The organism is Cupriavidus necator N-1 (genome assembly GCF_000219215.1).
Classification (GTDB): domain Bacteria; phylum Pseudomonadota; class Gammaproteobacteria; order Burkholderiales; family Burkholderiaceae; genus Cupriavidus; species Cupriavidus necator.
The window spans coordinates 838,542-855,296 of sequence record NC_015727.1; the positions used below are offsets into that span (position 1 = coordinate 838,542).

Below are 16,755 nucleotides of genomic sequence, written 5' to 3' on the forward strand. Positions count from 1 at the left end.
CAACGCCACGGTGACAGCGATGTGCTATTCCGCGCAGATTCACGCCAGCTATCGAAAGTACGTTCGGGAATTCGGGGCCTCCGTCAGTTTTGAGCATTTTGTCGAGCTTTTCTGGGAGAAGCGCAGAGACGGCGGCTGGTCCAAACTGCCTAAGGCAATGCGTGCCGCATTCCTTTCCGCCGCCAGCGACAAGGAGGGCGCTGTCGCCGACCTTGTGGCGGCGGGTGACAAAGATCAGGCGAGAGCGTTGGAAACGGAGCTGTTCCAGCAGAAAACCCGGCTGACGGCCGCGGAGCACGCATTGGCAGCCAAGCCGACGAAGAAGGCGGAGAACGATCAGCGCATCGCGACCGACAAGATCGCGAGGGCACAGCGCAATCTTGCCGACCTGCAGCGAGCCGATTTGATGGATCGGGACTCGCGTATTTTGCCGGGGCATTACGCGCCTGTGATGGTGGTGCAGGACGACCAGCGGGTTGTGATTCCGATGCGCTATCAGTGTAGCTGCCGGGGTGGACGCCGGCGATGGAGCGCCAGAAACTTGGTTCATACAATGCTTTCGGAACGTTGCTAACAGTTAGGTGGAAAAATTTTCCTTCCAATCATCCACTTAGGTCTGCTAACTCTTTTTCCTAACCCCTTCGAGCAGCTGCGTCGTTCTGAGGTTGAATCTATGTGGGCCAATGGCCAGCGGTGCGGACGGCTCACTTCGCTGCGGTACTCGAAGAATTGACGCCAGTTCAACTCAGCGGCTGCTCGGCTACTCTCAGGCATAGTTGGGAAGGCGATACTCCGGCCGTCTCTGATCGACCCGTTGCAGCCGCTCCATGAGCATTAAGCCCCTAGCGGTCGTCAAACTCGAAAGGGCCGTTCTCTGGCGCCCGCTATCCCTTCTCTTCAAGCGACTTCTGAAATTTGCTTACCAGGAAGTCGATAAAAGCGCGCGCGCGCGCTGTCTGATTACGGCGCTGTGAATAATAGACAAAGAGGTCAGCCGAAGGCAGCTTGAACTGTGGTAAGACGACTCGCAAGCGGCCGCTCTCCAAATACTTTGCCAAGTCCCACTCGGAACGTATCAGGATGCCGTGCCCATCAAGAGCCCAGCCGAGCACAATATCTCCGTCGTTGCTGGACAGGACGCCGCCGACCTTTACGCTTTCGTGGTGACCGTCATGCTCGAAGCGCCAGATGGCATGGGCTTCGTCGTTCTGCCTGTGAATGATGCAGCGATGGTTGTGAAGCTCGGATAGTGATTTGGGTAATCCGAACTTATCCAGGTAGACCGGAGAAGCGCAGAGGAAGCGACGGTTCGACATGATCCGCCGGGCGCTCAACCGCTTATCTGGCAGCGTCCCGAACCGGATCGCCAGGTCGACGCCACTGTCCACGAGGTCGACCGGCCTGTCCGTGACCTCGAGCTGCACCTCCACCTGCGGATAGCGCTTTGCAAACTCGGAAACCAGAGGCGCAATGGTGGTCCGCCCGAAGCCGAGCGTTGCATTGACGCGAAGCAACCCGCGCGGCTCGGCACCGCTGCTCGCCACGACGCTTTCCATCTCCCGCAAATCCGCCAGGATCCTCTGGGCATATCCCAGGTATGTCTCGCCTTCGTTAGTCAGGCTGATACGCCGCGTGGTGCGATTAACCAGACGTACGCCAAGTCGGCTTTCCATGAGGGCCAGCCTCTTTGTCGCTGCGGGTGGCGTCAGATCCAGTTCGCGCGCCGCGGCCGCCAGAGTGCCGTGCCGGGCAATCAGGACGAAGAATTCCAGTTCGGACGCGATCTCAGTCTTCACCTTGGGAAAATAATGAAATGAAAGTAGTTCAATTGTAGTACGCCAATCCGCGCCTAAGCTACGTACTCCGACGCCCAGCGTTCCTCTCATGTGAGTCAGGAGACACATTATGAAAATCGTAGAAATCCGCGAAAAGACCTTCCCGATCAGCTCGCCCATCCGCAACGCCTACATCGATTTCAGCAAGATGACGCTGAGCTTGGTCGCTGTGGTCACCGACGTGATCCGCGACGGAAAGCCCGTAGTCGGCTACGGCTTCAATTCCAACGGCCGGTATGGCCAGGGAACGCTGATGCGCGAGCGCTTCATCCCGCGCATCCTGGAAGCCGATCCGGAGTCGCTGGTCGACGCCACCGGAAACAACCTGGATCCGCACAAGATCTGGGACACCATGTTCAAGAACGAGAAGCCGGGCGGCCATGGCGAGCGTTCGGTCGCCATCGGCACCATTGACATGGCAATCTGGGACGCCGTCGCAAAGATCGAAGGCAAGCCGCTGTTCCAGTTGCTAGCCGACCGTTACGGCAATGGGCAGCCCGATCGCAAGGTGTTTGTCTACGCCGCCGGCGGCTACTACTACCCCGGTCAGGACCACAGCAAGCTCAAGGACGAGATGCGCAGCTACATCGACCGTGGCTACACCGTGGTCAAGAAGAAGATCGGCGGTGCATCGCTGGATGAAGACCTGCGCCGCATCGATTCGATCCTGAGCGTGCTGCAAGACGGACAGAAGCTCGCAGTCGACGCCAACGGCCGCTTCGATCTCGATACCGCCATCCAGTACGCCAAGGCGCTCTCGCAATACGACTTGTTCTGGTACGAGGAGCCGGGCGATCCCCTGGACTTCGAACTGCAGGCGACGCTGCGCAACTACTACGACAAGCCGATAGCGACCGGCGAGGACCTGTTCTCGATGCAAGACGCCCGCAACCTGATTCGCTACGGCGGAATGCGTCCGGATCGCGACTACCTGCAGTTCGACTGCGCCCTCAGCTATGGCCTCGTGGAATACCTCCGCACGCTCGAAATGCTGAAGCAACATGGTTGGTCCGCAAGCCGCTGCATCCCCCACGGTGGTCACCAGATGTCCCTGAACATTGCCGCAGGCCTGGGTCTGGGCGGCAATGAAAGCTACCCCGACCTGTTCCAGCCGTTCGGTGGCTTCCCTGACGGTGTCAAGGTCGAGAAGGGCTACCTCACGATGCCCGATCTGCCTGGTATCGGATTCGAGGGCAAGTCTGACCTCTACAGCGTGATGCAGCAACTGTCTGCTTGAGCCGCGGCAATCAAAAAAACACAACGGAGACAACCATGTGGAACAAGCAAGCGGCAACCCGCGCCGCAACCTTCTGTATTGTCAGCGGTCTCTTCGTCACCTCGGGCTACGCCCGTGCTGAGTATCCGGAGAAACCCATTACCTTGGTTGTCCCGTTCGTGGCCGGAGGGCCGAGCGACAAGATTGCGCGAGACGTCGCCGAAGCGCTGCGCAAGACGCTCGTCACGACAGTAGTTGTCGAAAATACCGCCGGCGCTGGCGGCACCATCGGCACCGCACGTGTTGTGCGGGCGAATCCGGATGGCTACACGCTGCTGGTTCACCATATCGGCCTGGCGACTGCTCCCGCGCTCTACAAGAAGCTGGGCTACAAGACTTCCGACCTTGAGTTCCTGGGGCTTATCAACGAGGCGCCATCCACACTCATCGGCAAGCTTGACCTGCCGCCTAACAACGTCCCTGAACTGCGAAAGTTCATTGCCGCGAATGGCGGAAAGCTGAACCTGGCCAACGCGGGAATGGGCTCCGCATCGCACCTCTGCAGCCTGTTGCTGCAAAGTACGCTGAAGAGCGACATGACATTTGTGCCGTACAAGGGAACGGCGCCCGCAATGTCTGACATCATGGGCGGACAGGTCGATCTGATGTGCGAGCAGGCCACGAACAGTACGCCGCAGATCGAAGCCAAGAAGGTGAAAGCCTACGGCGTGACGAGCGCCCAGCGTTCCAAGGTACCGGCGCTTTCGGGGATCCCGACCCTTAATGAGGGCGGCCTAGCCGGATTCAACTTTACCGTCTGGCACGGGATGTACGCCCCGCGCGGTACGCCGCCCGCGGTACTTGAGAAAATCAACAAGGCCTTGCGTGCCGCGCTCAAAGACCCCGCGTTGATCAAGCGGGAGGAGGCACTGGGTATCACCGTTGTTGCCGATGATCGCCTTTCTCCAGCAGGGCACAAGAAGTTCTTCGACGAAGAAGTAATCCGGTGGACGAAGGTCATAAAGGACGCCGGCATCCAGCCCGAGTGATTGCATAGCGATCCAGCTTGGAGCGCCATCGGGTCTGGTGGCGTTCCACTTCCATACAGTAGCGATCGTCGGGAGGCTGTGCTACAGCCTCCATAGGCCACGTGCGTCCCGAAGCCTGGCGATTGCACAATGAATCGCACATGCAGGAGACAAACCATGCGGCTTTCAATTCTGAAAAAGCATCTATCCAAGCTATATGTCCAGGTGCTCATCGGCATCGTAGCGGGCATTCTGCTCGGCCATTTCGCGCCTGATATCGGCGAACATCTCAAGCCGCTCGGGGACATCTTCATCAAGCTTATCCGGATGCTCCTTGCGCCGATCATCTTCGCCTCGGTAGTGGTTGGCATCGCCAGGATGAACGATATCCACGAAGCGGGGCGCGTCGGTGTCAAGGCGGTGATCTATTTCGAGATCGCTTCGACGATCGCCCTCGCGATCGGTCTTGTGGTCGTCAATCTGGTCAAGCCCGGTCATGGCATGAATATCGATCCGGCCCATCTCGACGGTGGTGCCATCAAGGCCTACACCAGCGCCGCCGAGAATGGTTTCTGGGGCGACGGATAGCATGGCGAACTCCTGCCAACAGTTTACTGTATATTTATACAGTATTCACCTGCACCATCCATCACACGATCGACTCTCCTGCGGGAGCTCATTACAGCACTGCCGGGAGAACCGCATCACCTGCATCACCTTTATAATCCGAGCGTTGCAGGCAAGCGCGGAACTGTAGAGGTCGCCGACAGGCGGCAGCCCGTTGCGGGTGGGATCCTCGAATCCGGGGCCTGCAACCGTTTTTTCGGTCGCGACGGCGGCAGAGACTGCACTTGGCCGGAGCGGGCGTAACTGGTCAAACGTTCAGCGGCCCTGAAGACCTGCCGGCAACAGAACTCGGCGGTGTGGAACCTTTAAGCGGCCTTGCTTTGGCGTTGAATACAGGCCGGCTTCAAATCATTAAAGGATACTTCTCCGTTTCCCAAGTCAGGGCGCCGAAGGTCGACCACGCTAACCCTGGCAAGTGGCCCCGGCACTGTGAGCGCGTAGACATCTGGAAGTTCGAGGAGAAGCAGAGCGATGTCCAACTCGCACTGCATGCCTACCATGATGCCCTAACAGGCGACGTGGATCAGGTCGTAATTGCCTCGAATGACACGGACCTGGCACCGGCACTGCAAATGATCCGCGACAACACGAATGTCGTGGGACTGGTGAATCCCACTTGCGACCATCGACGCCCGCCCAACACGAGTCTCGTTCAGCTCAGTCATTGGACACGTGAACACATTTCCGAGCAAGAACTTGCTTCCGCGCAGTTGCCGCGGGTGGTGCCGCGCAAACGTGGCGTGAGTCTCAAGCCGACGTCCTGGTACGCGCGGCCTGACTTGCTAACCCCCGCTTTGACTTTGGCCACTAAGGTGCGAGGCAGTAAAGGGGCCGCGTTCAAATGGCTCAGCACCCCGAATGAGCATCTGGGGGGCGCGGTCCCTTTGGATCTTTTGGAGTCGGACGAGGGTGCCGCCGCGGTGATAGCTTATATGGAAGACTGGATCGCCAAGCACCCGAAAAGCGGTGATATGGAATAACACATGACCGCACCCAATTGTCCGGAAGACCGAAAGAGCATCTGACAGACCATTTGCTCAGGCGTGAAGTGGTCGCCCGCGACACGGGCAGTAAAGTGGCCGCGCCATCGGCGTGCCGCCCACTGGTCGGGCCGGTCCGAGAGGTCCCACAGTCGACGTCGTTTGGACTAGCTAATTTGACAACTTGCCCCACGGGTTCGTAGCCACGGCCACACCACCGACAGAAATACTAATAAACTCAGTGGGCTAGACGAAGCGCTTCTGTTTGATGGGTCATTTGATGACATGATTTAACATAATGCAAATTATGCGAATAAAGTTTGTAAGGGCCAAACCAGAATGTCCGCCTTCAGCCAGATCAGAATGTCCTCCAAGCAGACCTATACTGGTAGCCCCAGCCGCACGACCCCGGGTTATGCAGCGTCCGATTATCGGCGCCTACAGCAGTAACGCGAACCCCGCCGCGGCGACTCTACAAGTTGAGCATGGCAAGGCCTCCACCGATCGCCCCATCCCATACGAGCCCCGCATTGTCAGAGCCAATGACAGTTCAGGAGAGTACATCTAGGCCTCATCTAGGCCATGCTTCTTGACTACCTGCAGGAGCCTGGCAGCCATGCCGCTGGGCTGCTTTTGGCCGCTTTCCCACTTTTGAACTGTCGACGTGCTGGTATTTAGGTACAACGCAAAGATTCCAGTTGCAAACTCACGGGCCTAGCTGGCCAGATTGGCATGGTGAGTCTTGCTGAACGGATGTGATGGACATGATTGCTAGCCTCCCGGCTGCCAGCTATTCATCTCCTGCCATCAAGAAAGTCCTCCCAATCCCAGAGATACGCGCAGTCCTTCGGGTCGGTCTCGCGGTCAACCGCTGGCCTGGTCGAGTCTTTGCTATTGCGAGTGAAGAACGAGTGGGCAGGCTCGGGAATCTCGCTCAAGAGGACATATGCGAGGGTGCCCGAATGATGGACTGGTGAACGTGATTGTCTGGCCCGGCGTGCTGGAGGCATTCCGCAAGGAGATCCTGAGCGCAACGCTAGCAGGAGTCTATGGGCAATGGCAATGCGAAGACGGGGTCCGGCACCTGGTGGCTCAGCGCATGGTGGATCTGTCGCCGCTACTCGGCAGGCTCGAAACCGGCAGTCGCAACTTCTGCTGACTGCCGGGCCACACCGCACCACGATTATCTGGTTTGTGTTCGCAGGCGGTTTTCGGCTGTTCTCGCGTGTAACTGCATTGGAATGTCGCGGCAAAACGCGTTCATTACGAGACGCAAAACGCACTATTATAAGCATCAAAAGATGCTATAATTAGTGCCGATACTTACGGAGGTTCCGATGCGCACGACTATTGCGCTTGATGACGACTTGATCGCCAAGGCTCAAGCCTATACGGGCCTGAAGGAAAAAACGGCACTCGTGCGCGAAGCGCTAAAGGCCTTGATCCAGCGCGAAGCCGCGAAACGACTCGCGAATCTTGGCGGTAGTCAACCGGGCATCAAGGGGGCGCCGCGTCGCCGGCAGGACGTCGAATGATTCTTGTCGACACGTCGGTCTGGATTGACCACATCAACGCTTCTGATCCTGTGCTGATTAGCCTGCTTGCCGAGGAGCGTGTGCTGGCTCATCCATATGTGATAGGCGAGATTTCGCTCGGTAGTCTGCGTGACCGTGACGTCGTGCTTGGCGCGTTGCTCGATCTGCCGCGCGCGCCAGTTGTAACGCCGGAGGAGACGTTCTATCTGATCGAGCGCGAAGGTTTGTTCAATCGTGGAATCGGATATGTCGACACGTCACTGTTGGCGTCCGCGCGCCTACAACCAGGCATCACCATCTGGACGCGCGACAAGCGATTGAAGAAAGTTGCCGATGAACTCAATCTCGGCGCGGTGCTCGCGCACTAGATAACGAAAAAGCGATGCGTCCGAAAAGATAAGAGAGATCCTGGCATAGACTGGCTGCCCGGACATGCGTGGGAGGCCGCCATGCGGATCAGTTTACAAATCGTAGTGGATACCGAGTGACACGCCGGCCACCGTGACCGAGATCGCGCAGTTCGAGCGAGACTATTGTTGAGCCGGCTGCAGCGCACGATGGTCGCGGCACAGGTTGCCGAGGCGGTGCCGGAGATCAGCTCGAGGTTGGCCGGAACAGGCAGGCCGTCTTCGATACGCTCTGCGGCCTCCATGAGGTACTCGAGCATCTGGCCGAATGCGAGGCCTGGATCCCCCTTCTCGATTCGATAGGCCGTGTTGCGAGAAAGCCCCGCGCGCACCGCAGCGTCGGCTTGCTTGATGTGGCGAGCCTGGCGTAGCCGGGCCAGCAGCCAGCCAACATGTGCCGCTTGCTGCGCCAATTCTGGGGAGAGGACGGAGGACTGGGAGACTTTCATGCTCGGAAAATCGCTCGCAAAAAGCGATATTGCTCGATTTCACGAACATTATATAAAACGCATCCGCAGCTAGTAATATGCTCGTCAAATCGAGCATATTGGTGGTATTGATCGATTTTAGATACATATCTGCTTGGTCCACGCTAGACCCGCCGCTGAGGGCTACATACGGTGGGCCTCACGGGCTGGCCGAGAGCTTTCCTAGGCCGTGCCGGCACCGCAACTCCGGCAGCGCCGTCGTCGAGCACGGACACGCCTCCATTTAGTCGTTTGCAAACCAGCGCGCAAGCTTAGCCAACTGATTTTCGCCGTGCAGTTCAATCTCGCATGATTGAGGTTTTGGTACCCTTTGATGGGCGGCAAAGCGCGAAGCGACTTTCCGTGAGTGAATACATAGCAATTAGTTCTCCTACAGCAGATGCAAAAACAGTGCGCAGAACATGTACAACGCGGCGGCCAGGCGTACCCCGGACGACTGGTCGATCCGATAATTCGGTCGGCCCCGACGCCAACGGAGATTCGCCCGGTCCGACCTAGGCTGGCGGGCCTGCTGCTTGATGCCGCAGCCACTTATCTTGACATGCGGCGTCAGCGCTTGCTGCAACCGTGCGATGGGGACGGGCGCCTTTGACTGCTGCCGACATGCTCGCACCACACCTGACGCCCGGCGGACACCTGCTCGCGGTGCCGGAGGACGCCGCGCCAATCTTGGCAGATGAAACGCGACTGCGGCTGGCAAATTCCTTCGCCCTTGGCGCGGGGCATGGCCTGCTGCATCTGGGCGCGGCGGAAATCGACCGCATTTTGCCCCCCGCATGGGCCTGGTGGCGTGATTTTGCCGCGCGCTATGTCACCGCCTTGTGCGCTACGCCCGAAGGCGGTGAGATCGAGGTCGCAACGCCTGCTGCCCAAGACCTTTATGCCCTGATCGACGATGCGCCGCCAATGATGGGCGGCGAGTATCTCACGCCCGATGTGCTGGCCACGCTGTGGGGCGAGATGGATACTGCCTTGCATCAGGAACTGGCGGCCGCCAATGTCTCGCTTCAGGATTTCCTCAAAATGCGCCACCCGGCGTGGAATCTTGTCGGCCGTGTGCATTTCAATCTCGCTGAGAACCGCAGGGATCCGGAGTCACCGTTCGCCTTCCTTGCGACGTACACCTCGCGCCTGTCGGCCCTTGGCAAAGCGCAACATCAGCCACTGTCGCAAGCCCTGGCGGAATTTTCAGGAGCCAGGAGCAAGGCGCAACTGCTGTCGTTACTGCTGCCGGTGCAGCGCGCCGCGGAACACTGCGATTGGCTTCGCGAGATGGTGGATACCGGCGAGATATACCATCCGCTGCGCTGGACGCCGCTCGATGCCTATCGCTTTCTCTCGGACCTGTCCCAACTCGAAGCCGCCGGGATTGTCGTACGCACCCCAGGCAGTTGGCAATCGGGCCGCCCTGCCCGTCCCGTTGTGAAAGCCAGCGTCGGCGCACAACCGCCTTCGCTCCTGGGCAAGGACGCGTTACTCGATTTCGACATGGAAGTCTCGCTCGACGGCGAGCGTCTCAGCGCCGCCGAGGTCAGGGATCTGCTCAAAGGCGCCGACGGCTTGCAACTCATCCGGGGCCGCTGGGTCGAGGTGGACAAGAAAAAGCTCGGTCGCCTCCTGAAGCGATTCGAGGCCATGGAAAAGGCGGCGCAAACCGGCCTACCCTTTAATGAGGCGCTTCGTCTTCTGGCGGGTGTTTCGCTCGACGATAGCGCCGATCCCGCTGACCGCGACTGGTCGCAGCTGGTGGCAGGGCCCTGGCTGGCCGACATCCTGCAGGAGTTGCGTCAGCCGGAGGGGTTGGCGCAGATCAGCCCGGGGCCGGAACTCAAGGCTAACCTGCGGCCCTACCAACAGGCCGGCGTGCGGTGGTTGTACCTGCTCACCCGGCTCGGACTGGGCGCTTGCCTGGCCGATGATATGGGCCTAGGCAAGACCATGCAGGTACTCTCGCTGCTGCTCGTGCTGAAGCGCGAAAGCGCCGAGGTGCGGCCCAGCCTGCTGGTCGCCCCCGCATCGCTGCTGGCCAACTGGGCGGCAGAGGCCGAGCGCTTTGCCCCCAGCTTGCGCCTCCTGATCGCCCATCCGTCGGTCATGCCGGCGGCCGAATTGCGTGCGCTGGACCCCGCGCGGCTTGCGGACACCGATCTCGTCATCACCAGCTTTGGCTCGCTGCTGCGCCAGCCGGTATTGGGCACCATCCCATGGCGCGTTGCCATTGTCGACGAAGCCCAGGCGATCAAGAATCCGGGCGCCAAGCAAACGCGACAGGTCAAGCAACTCCAGGCACAATCGCGCATCGCGCTGACCGGAACCCCCGTAGAAAACCGTCTGTCCGACCTGTGGTCCATTTTCGATTTCACCCACCCCGGCTTGCTGGGCTCAGACAAAGTCTTTGCCAACTTTACCAGGCGGCTGGCGCAGGCCGAGCACTTCGGTCCGCTGCGAACGCTGGTACGGCCCTACATTCTTCGCCGCCTAAAGACCGACAAGCGGGTCATCGACGATCTTCCGGACAAGACCGAACTCAAGGCCTGGTGCCACCTGAGCCCGAGCCAGGCGGCACTTTATCAGCGTGCGGTGAAGGATCTGGCCACCGCGCTTGAAGACGCCGAAGGCATTGGTCGCAAGGGTGTAGTGCTGAGCTTCCTGATGCGCTTCAAACAGATCTGCAACCATCCGTCGCAGTGGTTGGGCGACGCGGCCTGGCACGCGGAAGACAGCGGCAAGTTCGCCCGCCTGCGCCAACTGGCCGAAGTCATTGCCGCCAAGCAGGAAAAGGTGCTGGTCTTCACCCAGTTCCGCGAGACCACTGAGCCACTGGCGGCATTTCTGGGGTCGATCTTTGGCCGCGAAGGTCTTGTGCTCCATGGCGGCACCCCGGTAGCCAAGCGCCGCGAACTGGTCAAGCGATTCCAGGAAGATGAGCTGATCCCCTTCTTCGTGCTCTCGCTCAAGGCCGGTGGGGCCGGTCTGAATCTCACCGCCGCTTCGCATGTGATCCACTACGACCGCTGGTGGAATCCCGCGGTGGAAAATCAGGCGACTGATCGAGCATTCCGTATCGGCCAGCAGAGGAACGTCCTGGTGCATAAATTTATCTGCCGTGGCACGATCGAGGACCGTATCGACCAGTTGATCGAAGCGAAGCAGCAATTGGTGAAGGATGTGCTGGAGGGCGGCGCAGAACTCCTGCTCACCGAGATGAGCGATCGCGAATTGCTCGATCTCGTGAAGCTCGACGTTCATGCCGCGCAGGAAAACTGATCGTCAGAGGAACCGCAATGGATTACGGTTACGGGGAATGGAAGCCCTATGTCTCGGCCGCCGAGCGCAGAAAAAAGGCGGAGGTGGCCGCCGCGAAGGCGAAGAAGGCTGGTGCGGTCCTGTCGCCCATTGCGTCGTATCGCGGTGCTATCGCCAAGACCTTCTGGGGCAAGGCCTGGTGCGACAATCTGGAAGTCTACAGCGACTATGCCAACCGGCTGCCGCGCGGCCGCACCTATGTGCGCAACGGTTCCGTGATCGACCTTCAGATTACGGCAGGCGAAGTCCGCGCGCAGGTAATGGGTTCGAGCCTCTACACGGTTGCTGTGACCGTGACGGCGTGTCCTGCAAAGCAATGGCGAGCGATCGGAGCCGATTGCGCGGGGTCAATCGATTCGGTCGTGGAACTCTTGCAGGGCAAGCTCTCGACAGCCGTGATGGAGCGCATCTGCAAACCTGGCACCGGCCTTTTCCCGATGCCGAAGGAAATCAGGTTCAATTGCAGTTGTCCGGACTGGGCGTCAATGTGCAAGCACGTTGCCGCCGTACTCTACGGCGTCGGCGCGCGGCTCGACCAACAGCCGGAATTGCTCTTCGCCTTGCGCCGCGTCGAGGCCACTGATCTCGTCAGGCAGGCCGGCGCTGGCCTGCCCAAATCCACCAAACGACCCACTTCCAGCAAGGTGCTCGACGACGCGCTGGTGGCCGATGTGTTTGGCATCGAGTTGGCCGACGATTTTTCACCGCCGAAGCCTGCTGTCGGACGTAACAAGGCACCGGCAGGAAAGGCCCCAGCGAAAAAGGCGACCAGATCGGCTGTCGCGACAACCCGCAAGCCACCTGCGAACGCGAAGACTGCGGGGAACAATGAATCGGTCACAAGGAAGTTACCGGTCAAGCGATCTGCTGCGCCACGCAAATCAACCTCTGGCAACGTTGTTGCCGGTAAAGCGAACGTGGCGAACTCGCCTGCAACCCCGAAAGAGACGGCAACAAGCAAGCGCGCCAGTACTCGATCGGTGAAAGGTACCTCCCGTTAAACCCCGATCTGATCTCGCAGGGTTAGGGCGGGACGGGTGCACGTCGGTATCTGGTGAGGTCTCGGAATGCCGAGCCTCGGTGGACGTGCCCGGTTCGCGATTTCACAGTCCGCATTGATCTCGCTGAGCATTCGGGTTCGACCTTCACGTCGTGTCGACGACACGATGTAGAGGCCTCGCGCACTGGCCGAGGTGGGGTCGCCCAGCCCCGGACTTACCCTGACAGCATGCGCCGCACGCTCGAACGGCGCATCAGCAAGTGGCGGGCTGTGTCCGGGCCGCCCAAGGATGTCGTCTTCCCGCAGGAGCATGCTCCGGGGATTCGGGCGGTGTCGGACTTCTTCAGTTCAATCACCGCCTGTATCACTTCGAGGTGGTCGATGACGGAGAGAGCTTCGAGGATCTTCCAGGCGGTCGTGGATGGTCAGTCGCGGCCCGGCGTGGCGTGGCTGGCGGCTGCTGGGGGGCCAACGACAGAGTTGGATACCTGTTTTTCCGGCACTCGCGTGCAAGATTGGCTGGAAATCGTCCCCTCTTCGCTTAGCAGGTCGCTGAAAATTTTTGAACCTCGATACAAAACTCGCGACCTCGTAGAGCGGCTCACAATCGATTTTTCCGACAAGGTCAAAAGGCCAAGGCACCCTTCGTAAGGCCTCAACCAGGGGGTGTTTGCCGCATCGGCTGGTCGGCTTCCGCTGGCCGCTCGCCCTGGAACCGGCCGACGCTCTTCATGAAACTCTCCATCTGGATCAGATGCCGAGCATAGGCTCATGACCGGCTGCGTTTGAAGCCTGCAGCTTCAGCGGGCGCAGGCTCGACGTCGCTTAGCAAAAGCGAGAGCGGCCTCGACCCGCTCACCAATGTGCGCGAAAATCCCCTCATGAAACTAAAGTTTCATCCTCAATATTATTTGACACTGCAGTTTCATCAGCCTATATTTCTGAAACCGAAGTTTCATTCGGACCCGACCATGACCTTATCGTTGCAAGACAAGATCCTCGCGCTGAACGACCAGCTCACCGAAAGCGAGCGCCGCCTGGCCGCCGTGACCCTAGAGTGCATCGGCAACCTTGCAGCCTACTCGGCCACCGAGCTGGCGCAGAAGGCCGGCGTGTCCAAGGCGACCACCGGCCGGTTCTTCCGCCGCTTGGGCTACGAGAACTTCAACGAGGTCCGCGCCCTGCTGCGCGACGAGGCCGACCGCGGCTCGCCGCTGTACGAGCTGGCCGGCGTGCAGGCCCCTGCCGATGACCAGGCGCCGCTGGCGCGCCATCTCGCCAATGACCTGCAGAACCTCGCCCAGACCTTCGACCGCCTGAACCCCGCCGATGTCGAGCGCGCCGTCGCGCTGTTCGCCGGCGCCGGGCGGGTTTTTATTGCCGGCTTCCGCAACGGCCGCGTACTGGCGCAATACGCGTGGGCGCTGCTGACCCAATTGCGGCCGGGCGTGACGCTGGCGCCGGGCGCCGGCCTGAACCTTGCCGAAGACCTGGCCGACCTGGGGGCCGACGACGTGCTGCTGGTCATGGATTTCCGCCGGCGCGTGACGCTGCTGTGGCCGATGGTGGCGCACGCCAACCGCGTCGGCGCCAAGGTCGTGATCCTGACCGACCCCAGCGCGACGGACCTCCCGGCGCGCTCCGACGTGGTGCTTCGCTGCGTCAACCACGGGGCGGCGGTGTTCGACTCCTACGTCGCAGCCGTCAGCCTGATCAACCACCTTTGCACAAGCCTCGCGCTGATCCTTGGCGACGCGGCACGCGAGCGGCTCGAGGAAATCGAGTCGCTCCATGACCACTACGGCGACCTGCATCGCTAGATCCCAACCCAGGAGACTGTCTTGAACCACCCGCTCCCCAACCTGAAGCTGCAGTGCGCGCTGAACCCGGCCGCCACGCCCGGCGCTCCCTACGGCGCGCGCCAGCAAGCCGTGCTCGGCGGCGACGCCTTTGTCCGCGCCGCCGCGCAGATCCGCCGCTGGCCGGGCTATGCACCGACGCCGCTGGTCGCCCTCGACGGCCTGGCGCGTGCTGCCGGTGTCGCGCAGATCCTCTACAAGGACGAAGGCGACCGCTTCGGGCTGGGCAGCTTCAAGGCGCTGGGGGGTGCCTACGCGGTCAGCCGCCTGCTGCTGCGCGAAATCGGCAGCCGGCTGGGCGTGGGCGACGTGTCGGTCGATGACCTGCTGTCGGGCCGGTACGCCGACGTGGTACGCGACATCACGGTCACTTGCGCCACCGATGGCAACCACGGCCGCTCCGTGGCCTGGGGCGCGCAGCGCTTCGGCTGCCAGTGCGTGATCTATATCCACGCCACCGTCAGCGAAGGCCGCAAGGCCGCCATCGAGCAATACGGCGCGCAGGTGGTCCGCACCGCCGGCAACTACGACGACTCGGTGCGCCAGGCGGCCGAGGATGCGGCACGGCTGGGGCGCTTCGTGGTTTCCGACACCTCCTATGAAGGCTATATGGAAGTGCCCAAGGACGTGATGCAGGGCTACGCGGTGATGGCCGACGAGGCGCTGCACCAGTTGCCAGACGGCCAGCTTCCGACCCACGTGTTCGTGCAGGGCGGCGTGGGCGGTCTTGCCGCCGCCGTGTGCGCGCACTTCTGGGAAGTGCTCGGCGACAAGCGTCCCCGCTTTATCGTGGTCGAGCCGGACAAGGCCGCCTGCCTGTATGAAAGCGCGCGCGCCGGCAAGCCCGTCGCGGTCCATGGCGCCCTCGACACGGTGATGGCCGGACTCGCCTGCGGCGAAGTCTCGCTGCTGGCGTGGGAAGTGCTGCATCCCGGCGCGCATGCCTTCCTGACCATCGACGATGCCTCCGCGCTGGAAAGCGTGCGCCTGCTGGCCGACGGCCGCTATGGCGATGCGCCCATCGTCGCCGGCGAATCGGCGGTCGCGGGGCTGGCCGGCTGCCTTGGCGCCATGGCCGATCCCGCCACGCGCGAACAGCTTGGCCTGGACGCAGCCAGCCGGGTGCTGGTGTTCGGCAGCGAAGGCGCGACCGATGTCGCGCTGTACCAGCGCATCGTCGGCCGCCTGCCGGAAGACGTGAGGAAGGCAGCGTGAGCCCGGACCTCAACGTCGAGCGATCCGCGCGGATCGACCTGCCTCGGCTGCTGCGCCGCATCGCCATGCTGGGTGAAGTCGGCGCCATCGAAGGCGGCGGTGTCTGCCGGCTCGCGCTGACCGACGAAGACCGCGCCGGACGTGACCTGGTGATGTCGTGGATGCGCGAGCTCGGGCTTGCGGTCAGCATCGACGGCATCGGCAACGTGGTCGGCGTGCGTGCCGGCCGCGAAGACCTGCCGCCGGTGATGACCGGCTCGCACATCGACACCGTGCGCACCGGCGGGCGCTACGACGGCAACCTCGGCGTGCTCGCGGGGCTGGAAGTCATGGCCGCATTGGACGATGCCGGCATCGTCACGCGTCGGCCGCTGGCGGTCGCCTTCTTTACCAACGAGGAAGGCGCGCGCTTCGCCCCCGACATGATGGGCAGCCTCGTGTTCCAGGGTGACCTGCCGCTGCAACAGGCACTGGACACGCGCGGCATCGACGGCACCACGGTTGGCGAAAACCTCGCGCGGATCGGTTATGCCGGCCCCGCACCGGTGGGCCAAAACCGCGTGCATGCCTTCGTCGAACTGCATGTCGAGCAGGGCCCGGTACTCGAGCACGAGGACGTCACCATCGGCGCGGTCACCGGCGTGCAGGGCATCCACTGGTCCGAATTCACCGTGGATGGCACTTCCAACCATGCCGGCACGACGCCGATGCGGCTGCGCCACGACGCCGGCCTCGTCGCCGCGCGCGTCGCCGGCTTCGTACGCGACCTGTCGCGCGAACTGGGCGGCGCGCAGCTTGCGACCGTCGGGCAGGTGCAGTGCTTCCCGAACCTCGTCAACGTGATTCCGAACCGCGCGGTGTTCACGGTCGACCTGCGCAATACCGATGGCGCCGTGCTGGCGGACGCCGTGCAGCGCACGCTGGCCTATGCGCAGGAGGTGGCAAAAGCCGAGGGCGTGCGCCTCAGCCACCGCGCGCTGGCCGATTTCGCGCCGGTAGCGTTCGACGCAGCCATGGTTGACCGCGTCGAAGCCATCGCGCGCCGGCACGGCCACAGCGTGCGGCGCATGCCGAGCGGCGCGGGGCACGACGCCCAGATGCTCGCCCGCATGTGCCCTGCCGGCATGATCTTCGTGCCGAGCGTGGCCGGCCTTTCGCACAACGTCGCCGAACTGACCCACGACCGCGACATCCAGGCCGGCGCCGACGTGCTGCTCGACCTGATGCTCGAACTTGCCGCCTGACATTCCCCGCATAAC

Annotated in this window: 13 protein-coding genes and 3 pseudogenes; 13 read left to right on the plus strand and 3 right to left on the minus strand. The window is 61.6% G+C overall.

Going from position 1 to position 16,755, the window contains the following annotated elements:
• Window positions 1-19 precede the first annotated feature (19 nt).
• Complete coding sequence (locus CNE_RS33880) at window positions 20-574, plus strand: hypothetical protein (protein ID WP_013959261.1); 555 nt, start codon at window positions 20-22, stop codon at window positions 572-574.
• A 310-nt stretch (window positions 575-884) separates the two neighbouring features.
• On the opposite strand, the gene CNE_RS33885 is transcribed toward CNE_RS33880, so the two are convergent.
• The gene (locus CNE_RS33885; protein WP_013959262.1) at window positions 885-1,796 is read right to left on the minus strand and encodes a LysR family transcriptional regulator; all 912 of its coding nucleotides are present in this window, start codon (window positions 1,794-1,796) and stop codon (window positions 885-887) included.
• 109 nt (window positions 1,797-1,905) lie between these two features.
• On the opposite strand from CNE_RS33885, the gene CNE_RS33890 reads away from it, so the two are divergent.
• From CNE_RS33890 to CNE_RS33905, 4 genes and pseudogenes are all read left to right on the plus strand, one after another.
• Window positions 1,906-3,072 (plus strand): mandelate racemase/muconate lactonizing enzyme family protein, encoded by a 1,167-nt coding sequence (locus CNE_RS33890; RefSeq protein ID WP_013959263.1) that lies wholly within the window; start codon window positions 1,906-1,908, stop codon window positions 3,070-3,072.
• Between the two features lie 35 nt (window positions 3,073-3,107).
• Window positions 3,108-4,100: a tripartite tricarboxylate transporter substrate-binding protein gene (locus CNE_RS33895; RefSeq protein ID WP_013959264.1), complete on the plus strand. Its 993-nt coding sequence runs from the start codon at window positions 3,108-3,110 to the stop codon at window positions 4,098-4,100.
• A 156-nt stretch (window positions 4,101-4,256) separates the two neighbouring features.
• A pseudogene (locus CNE_RS33900) lies at window positions 4,257-4,643 on the plus strand (cation:dicarboxylate symporter family transporter); the annotation flags it as partial.
• 287 nt (window positions 4,644-4,930) lie between these two features.
• Window positions 4,931-5,686, plus strand: coding sequence for an antitoxin Xre/MbcA/ParS toxin-binding domain-containing protein (locus tag CNE_RS33905; RefSeq protein WP_238553152.1), 756 nt, complete (start codon window positions 4,931-4,933; stop codon window positions 5,684-5,686).
• A 564-nt stretch (window positions 5,687-6,250) separates the two neighbouring features.
• On the opposite strand, the pseudogene CNE_RS42505 reads toward CNE_RS33905, so the two are convergent.
• A pseudogene (locus CNE_RS42505) lies at window positions 6,251-6,379 on the minus strand (helix-turn-helix domain-containing protein); the annotation flags it as partial.
• A gap of 274 nt (window positions 6,380-6,653) precedes the next feature.
• Here CNE_RS42505 and CNE_RS33910 point away from each other — a divergent pair.
• From CNE_RS33910 to CNE_RS33920, 3 genes and pseudogenes are all read left to right on the plus strand, one after another.
• Window positions 6,654-6,845, plus strand: a pseudogene (locus CNE_RS33910) (hypothetical protein); the annotation flags it as partial.
• Between the two features lie 178 nt (window positions 6,846-7,023).
• The gene (locus CNE_RS33915; RefSeq protein ID WP_013959268.1) at window positions 7,024-7,221 is read left to right on the plus strand and encodes a type II toxin-antitoxin system VapB family antitoxin; all 198 of its coding nucleotides are present in this window, start codon (window positions 7,024-7,026) and stop codon (window positions 7,219-7,221) included.
• Window positions 7,218-7,589 carry a type II toxin-antitoxin system VapC family toxin gene (locus CNE_RS33920; protein ID WP_013959269.1) on the plus strand — a complete coding sequence of 124 codons (372 nt, stop codon included), beginning with the start codon at window positions 7,218-7,220 and terminating at the stop codon, window positions 7,587-7,589. Before CNE_RS33915 ends, CNE_RS33920 begins: the two co-directional genes overlap by 4 nt.
• Here the strand turns inward: CNE_RS33920 and CNE_RS38815 are convergent.
• Complete coding sequence (locus CNE_RS38815; protein WP_049800725.1) at window positions 7,586-8,077, minus strand: helix-turn-helix domain-containing protein; 492 nt, start codon at window positions 8,075-8,077, stop codon at window positions 7,586-7,588. The genes CNE_RS33920 and CNE_RS38815 overlap by 4 nt on opposite strands.
• 642 nt (window positions 8,078-8,719) lie before the next feature.
• Here CNE_RS38815 and CNE_RS33930 point away from each other — a divergent pair.
• From CNE_RS33930 to CNE_RS33955, 5 genes are all read left to right on the plus strand, one after another.
• The gene (locus CNE_RS33930; RefSeq protein WP_041229061.1) at window positions 8,720-11,383 is read left to right on the plus strand and encodes a DEAD/DEAH box helicase; all 2,664 of its coding nucleotides are present in this window, start codon (window positions 8,720-8,722) and stop codon (window positions 11,381-11,383) included.
• Window positions 11,384-11,400: 17 nt separating this feature from the next.
• Window positions 11,401-12,423, plus strand: coding sequence for a hypothetical protein (locus tag CNE_RS33935; RefSeq protein ID WP_013959271.1), 1,023 nt, complete (start codon window positions 11,401-11,403; stop codon window positions 12,421-12,423).
• Window positions 12,424-13,393: 970 nt separating this feature from the next.
• Window positions 13,394-14,242, plus strand: a complete 849-nt coding sequence (locus CNE_RS33945) for a MurR/RpiR family transcriptional regulator (RefSeq protein ID WP_041229063.1) — start codon at window positions 13,394-13,396, stop codon at window positions 14,240-14,242.
• Between the two features lie 21 nt (window positions 14,243-14,263).
• Window positions 14,264-15,496 (plus strand): diaminopropionate ammonia-lyase, encoded by a 1,233-nt coding sequence (locus CNE_RS33950; RefSeq protein WP_013959273.1) that lies wholly within the window; start codon window positions 14,264-14,266, stop codon window positions 15,494-15,496.
• Complete coding sequence (locus CNE_RS33955; RefSeq protein WP_013959274.1) at window positions 15,493-16,740, plus strand: M20 family metallo-hydrolase; 1,248 nt, start codon at window positions 15,493-15,495, stop codon at window positions 16,738-16,740. The genes CNE_RS33950 and CNE_RS33955 overlap by 4 nt, the downstream gene beginning before the upstream one ends.
• The last annotated feature ends 15 nt before the right edge of the window (window positions 16,741-16,755 follow it).

Bases quoted from the DNA above. Each gene is read 5' to 3' on its own strand.
- CNE_RS33945 (WP_041229063.1), top strand. From the start codon at position 13,394: ATGACCTTATCGTTGCAAGACAAGATCCTCGCGCTGAACGACCAGCTC.
- CNE_RS33880 (WP_013959261.1), top strand. From the start codon at position 20: ATGTGCTATTCCGCGCAGATTCACGCCAGCTATCGAAAGTACGTTCGG.
- CNE_RS33930 (WP_041229061.1), top strand. From the start codon at position 8,720: ATGCTCGCACCACACCTGACGCCCGGCGGACACCTGCTCGCGGTGCCG.
- CNE_RS33915 (WP_013959268.1), top strand. From the start codon at position 7,024: ATGCGCACGACTATTGCGCTTGATGACGACTTGATCGCCAAGGCTCAA.
- CNE_RS38815 (WP_049800725.1), bottom strand. From the start codon at position 8,077: ATGAAAGTCTCCCAGTCCTCCGTCCTCTCCCCAGAATTGGCGCAGCAA.
- CNE_RS33935 (WP_013959271.1), top strand. From the start codon at position 11,401: ATGGATTACGGTTACGGGGAATGGAAGCCCTATGTCTCGGCCGCCGAG.
- CNE_RS33920 (WP_013959269.1), top strand. From the start codon at position 7,218: ATGATTCTTGTCGACACGTCGGTCTGGATTGACCACATCAACGCTTCT.
- CNE_RS33895 (WP_013959264.1), top strand. From the start codon at position 3,108: ATGTGGAACAAGCAAGCGGCAACCCGCGCCGCAACCTTCTGTATTGTC.
- CNE_RS33890 (WP_013959263.1), top strand. From the start codon at position 1,906: ATGAAAATCGTAGAAATCCGCGAAAAGACCTTCCCGATCAGCTCGCCC.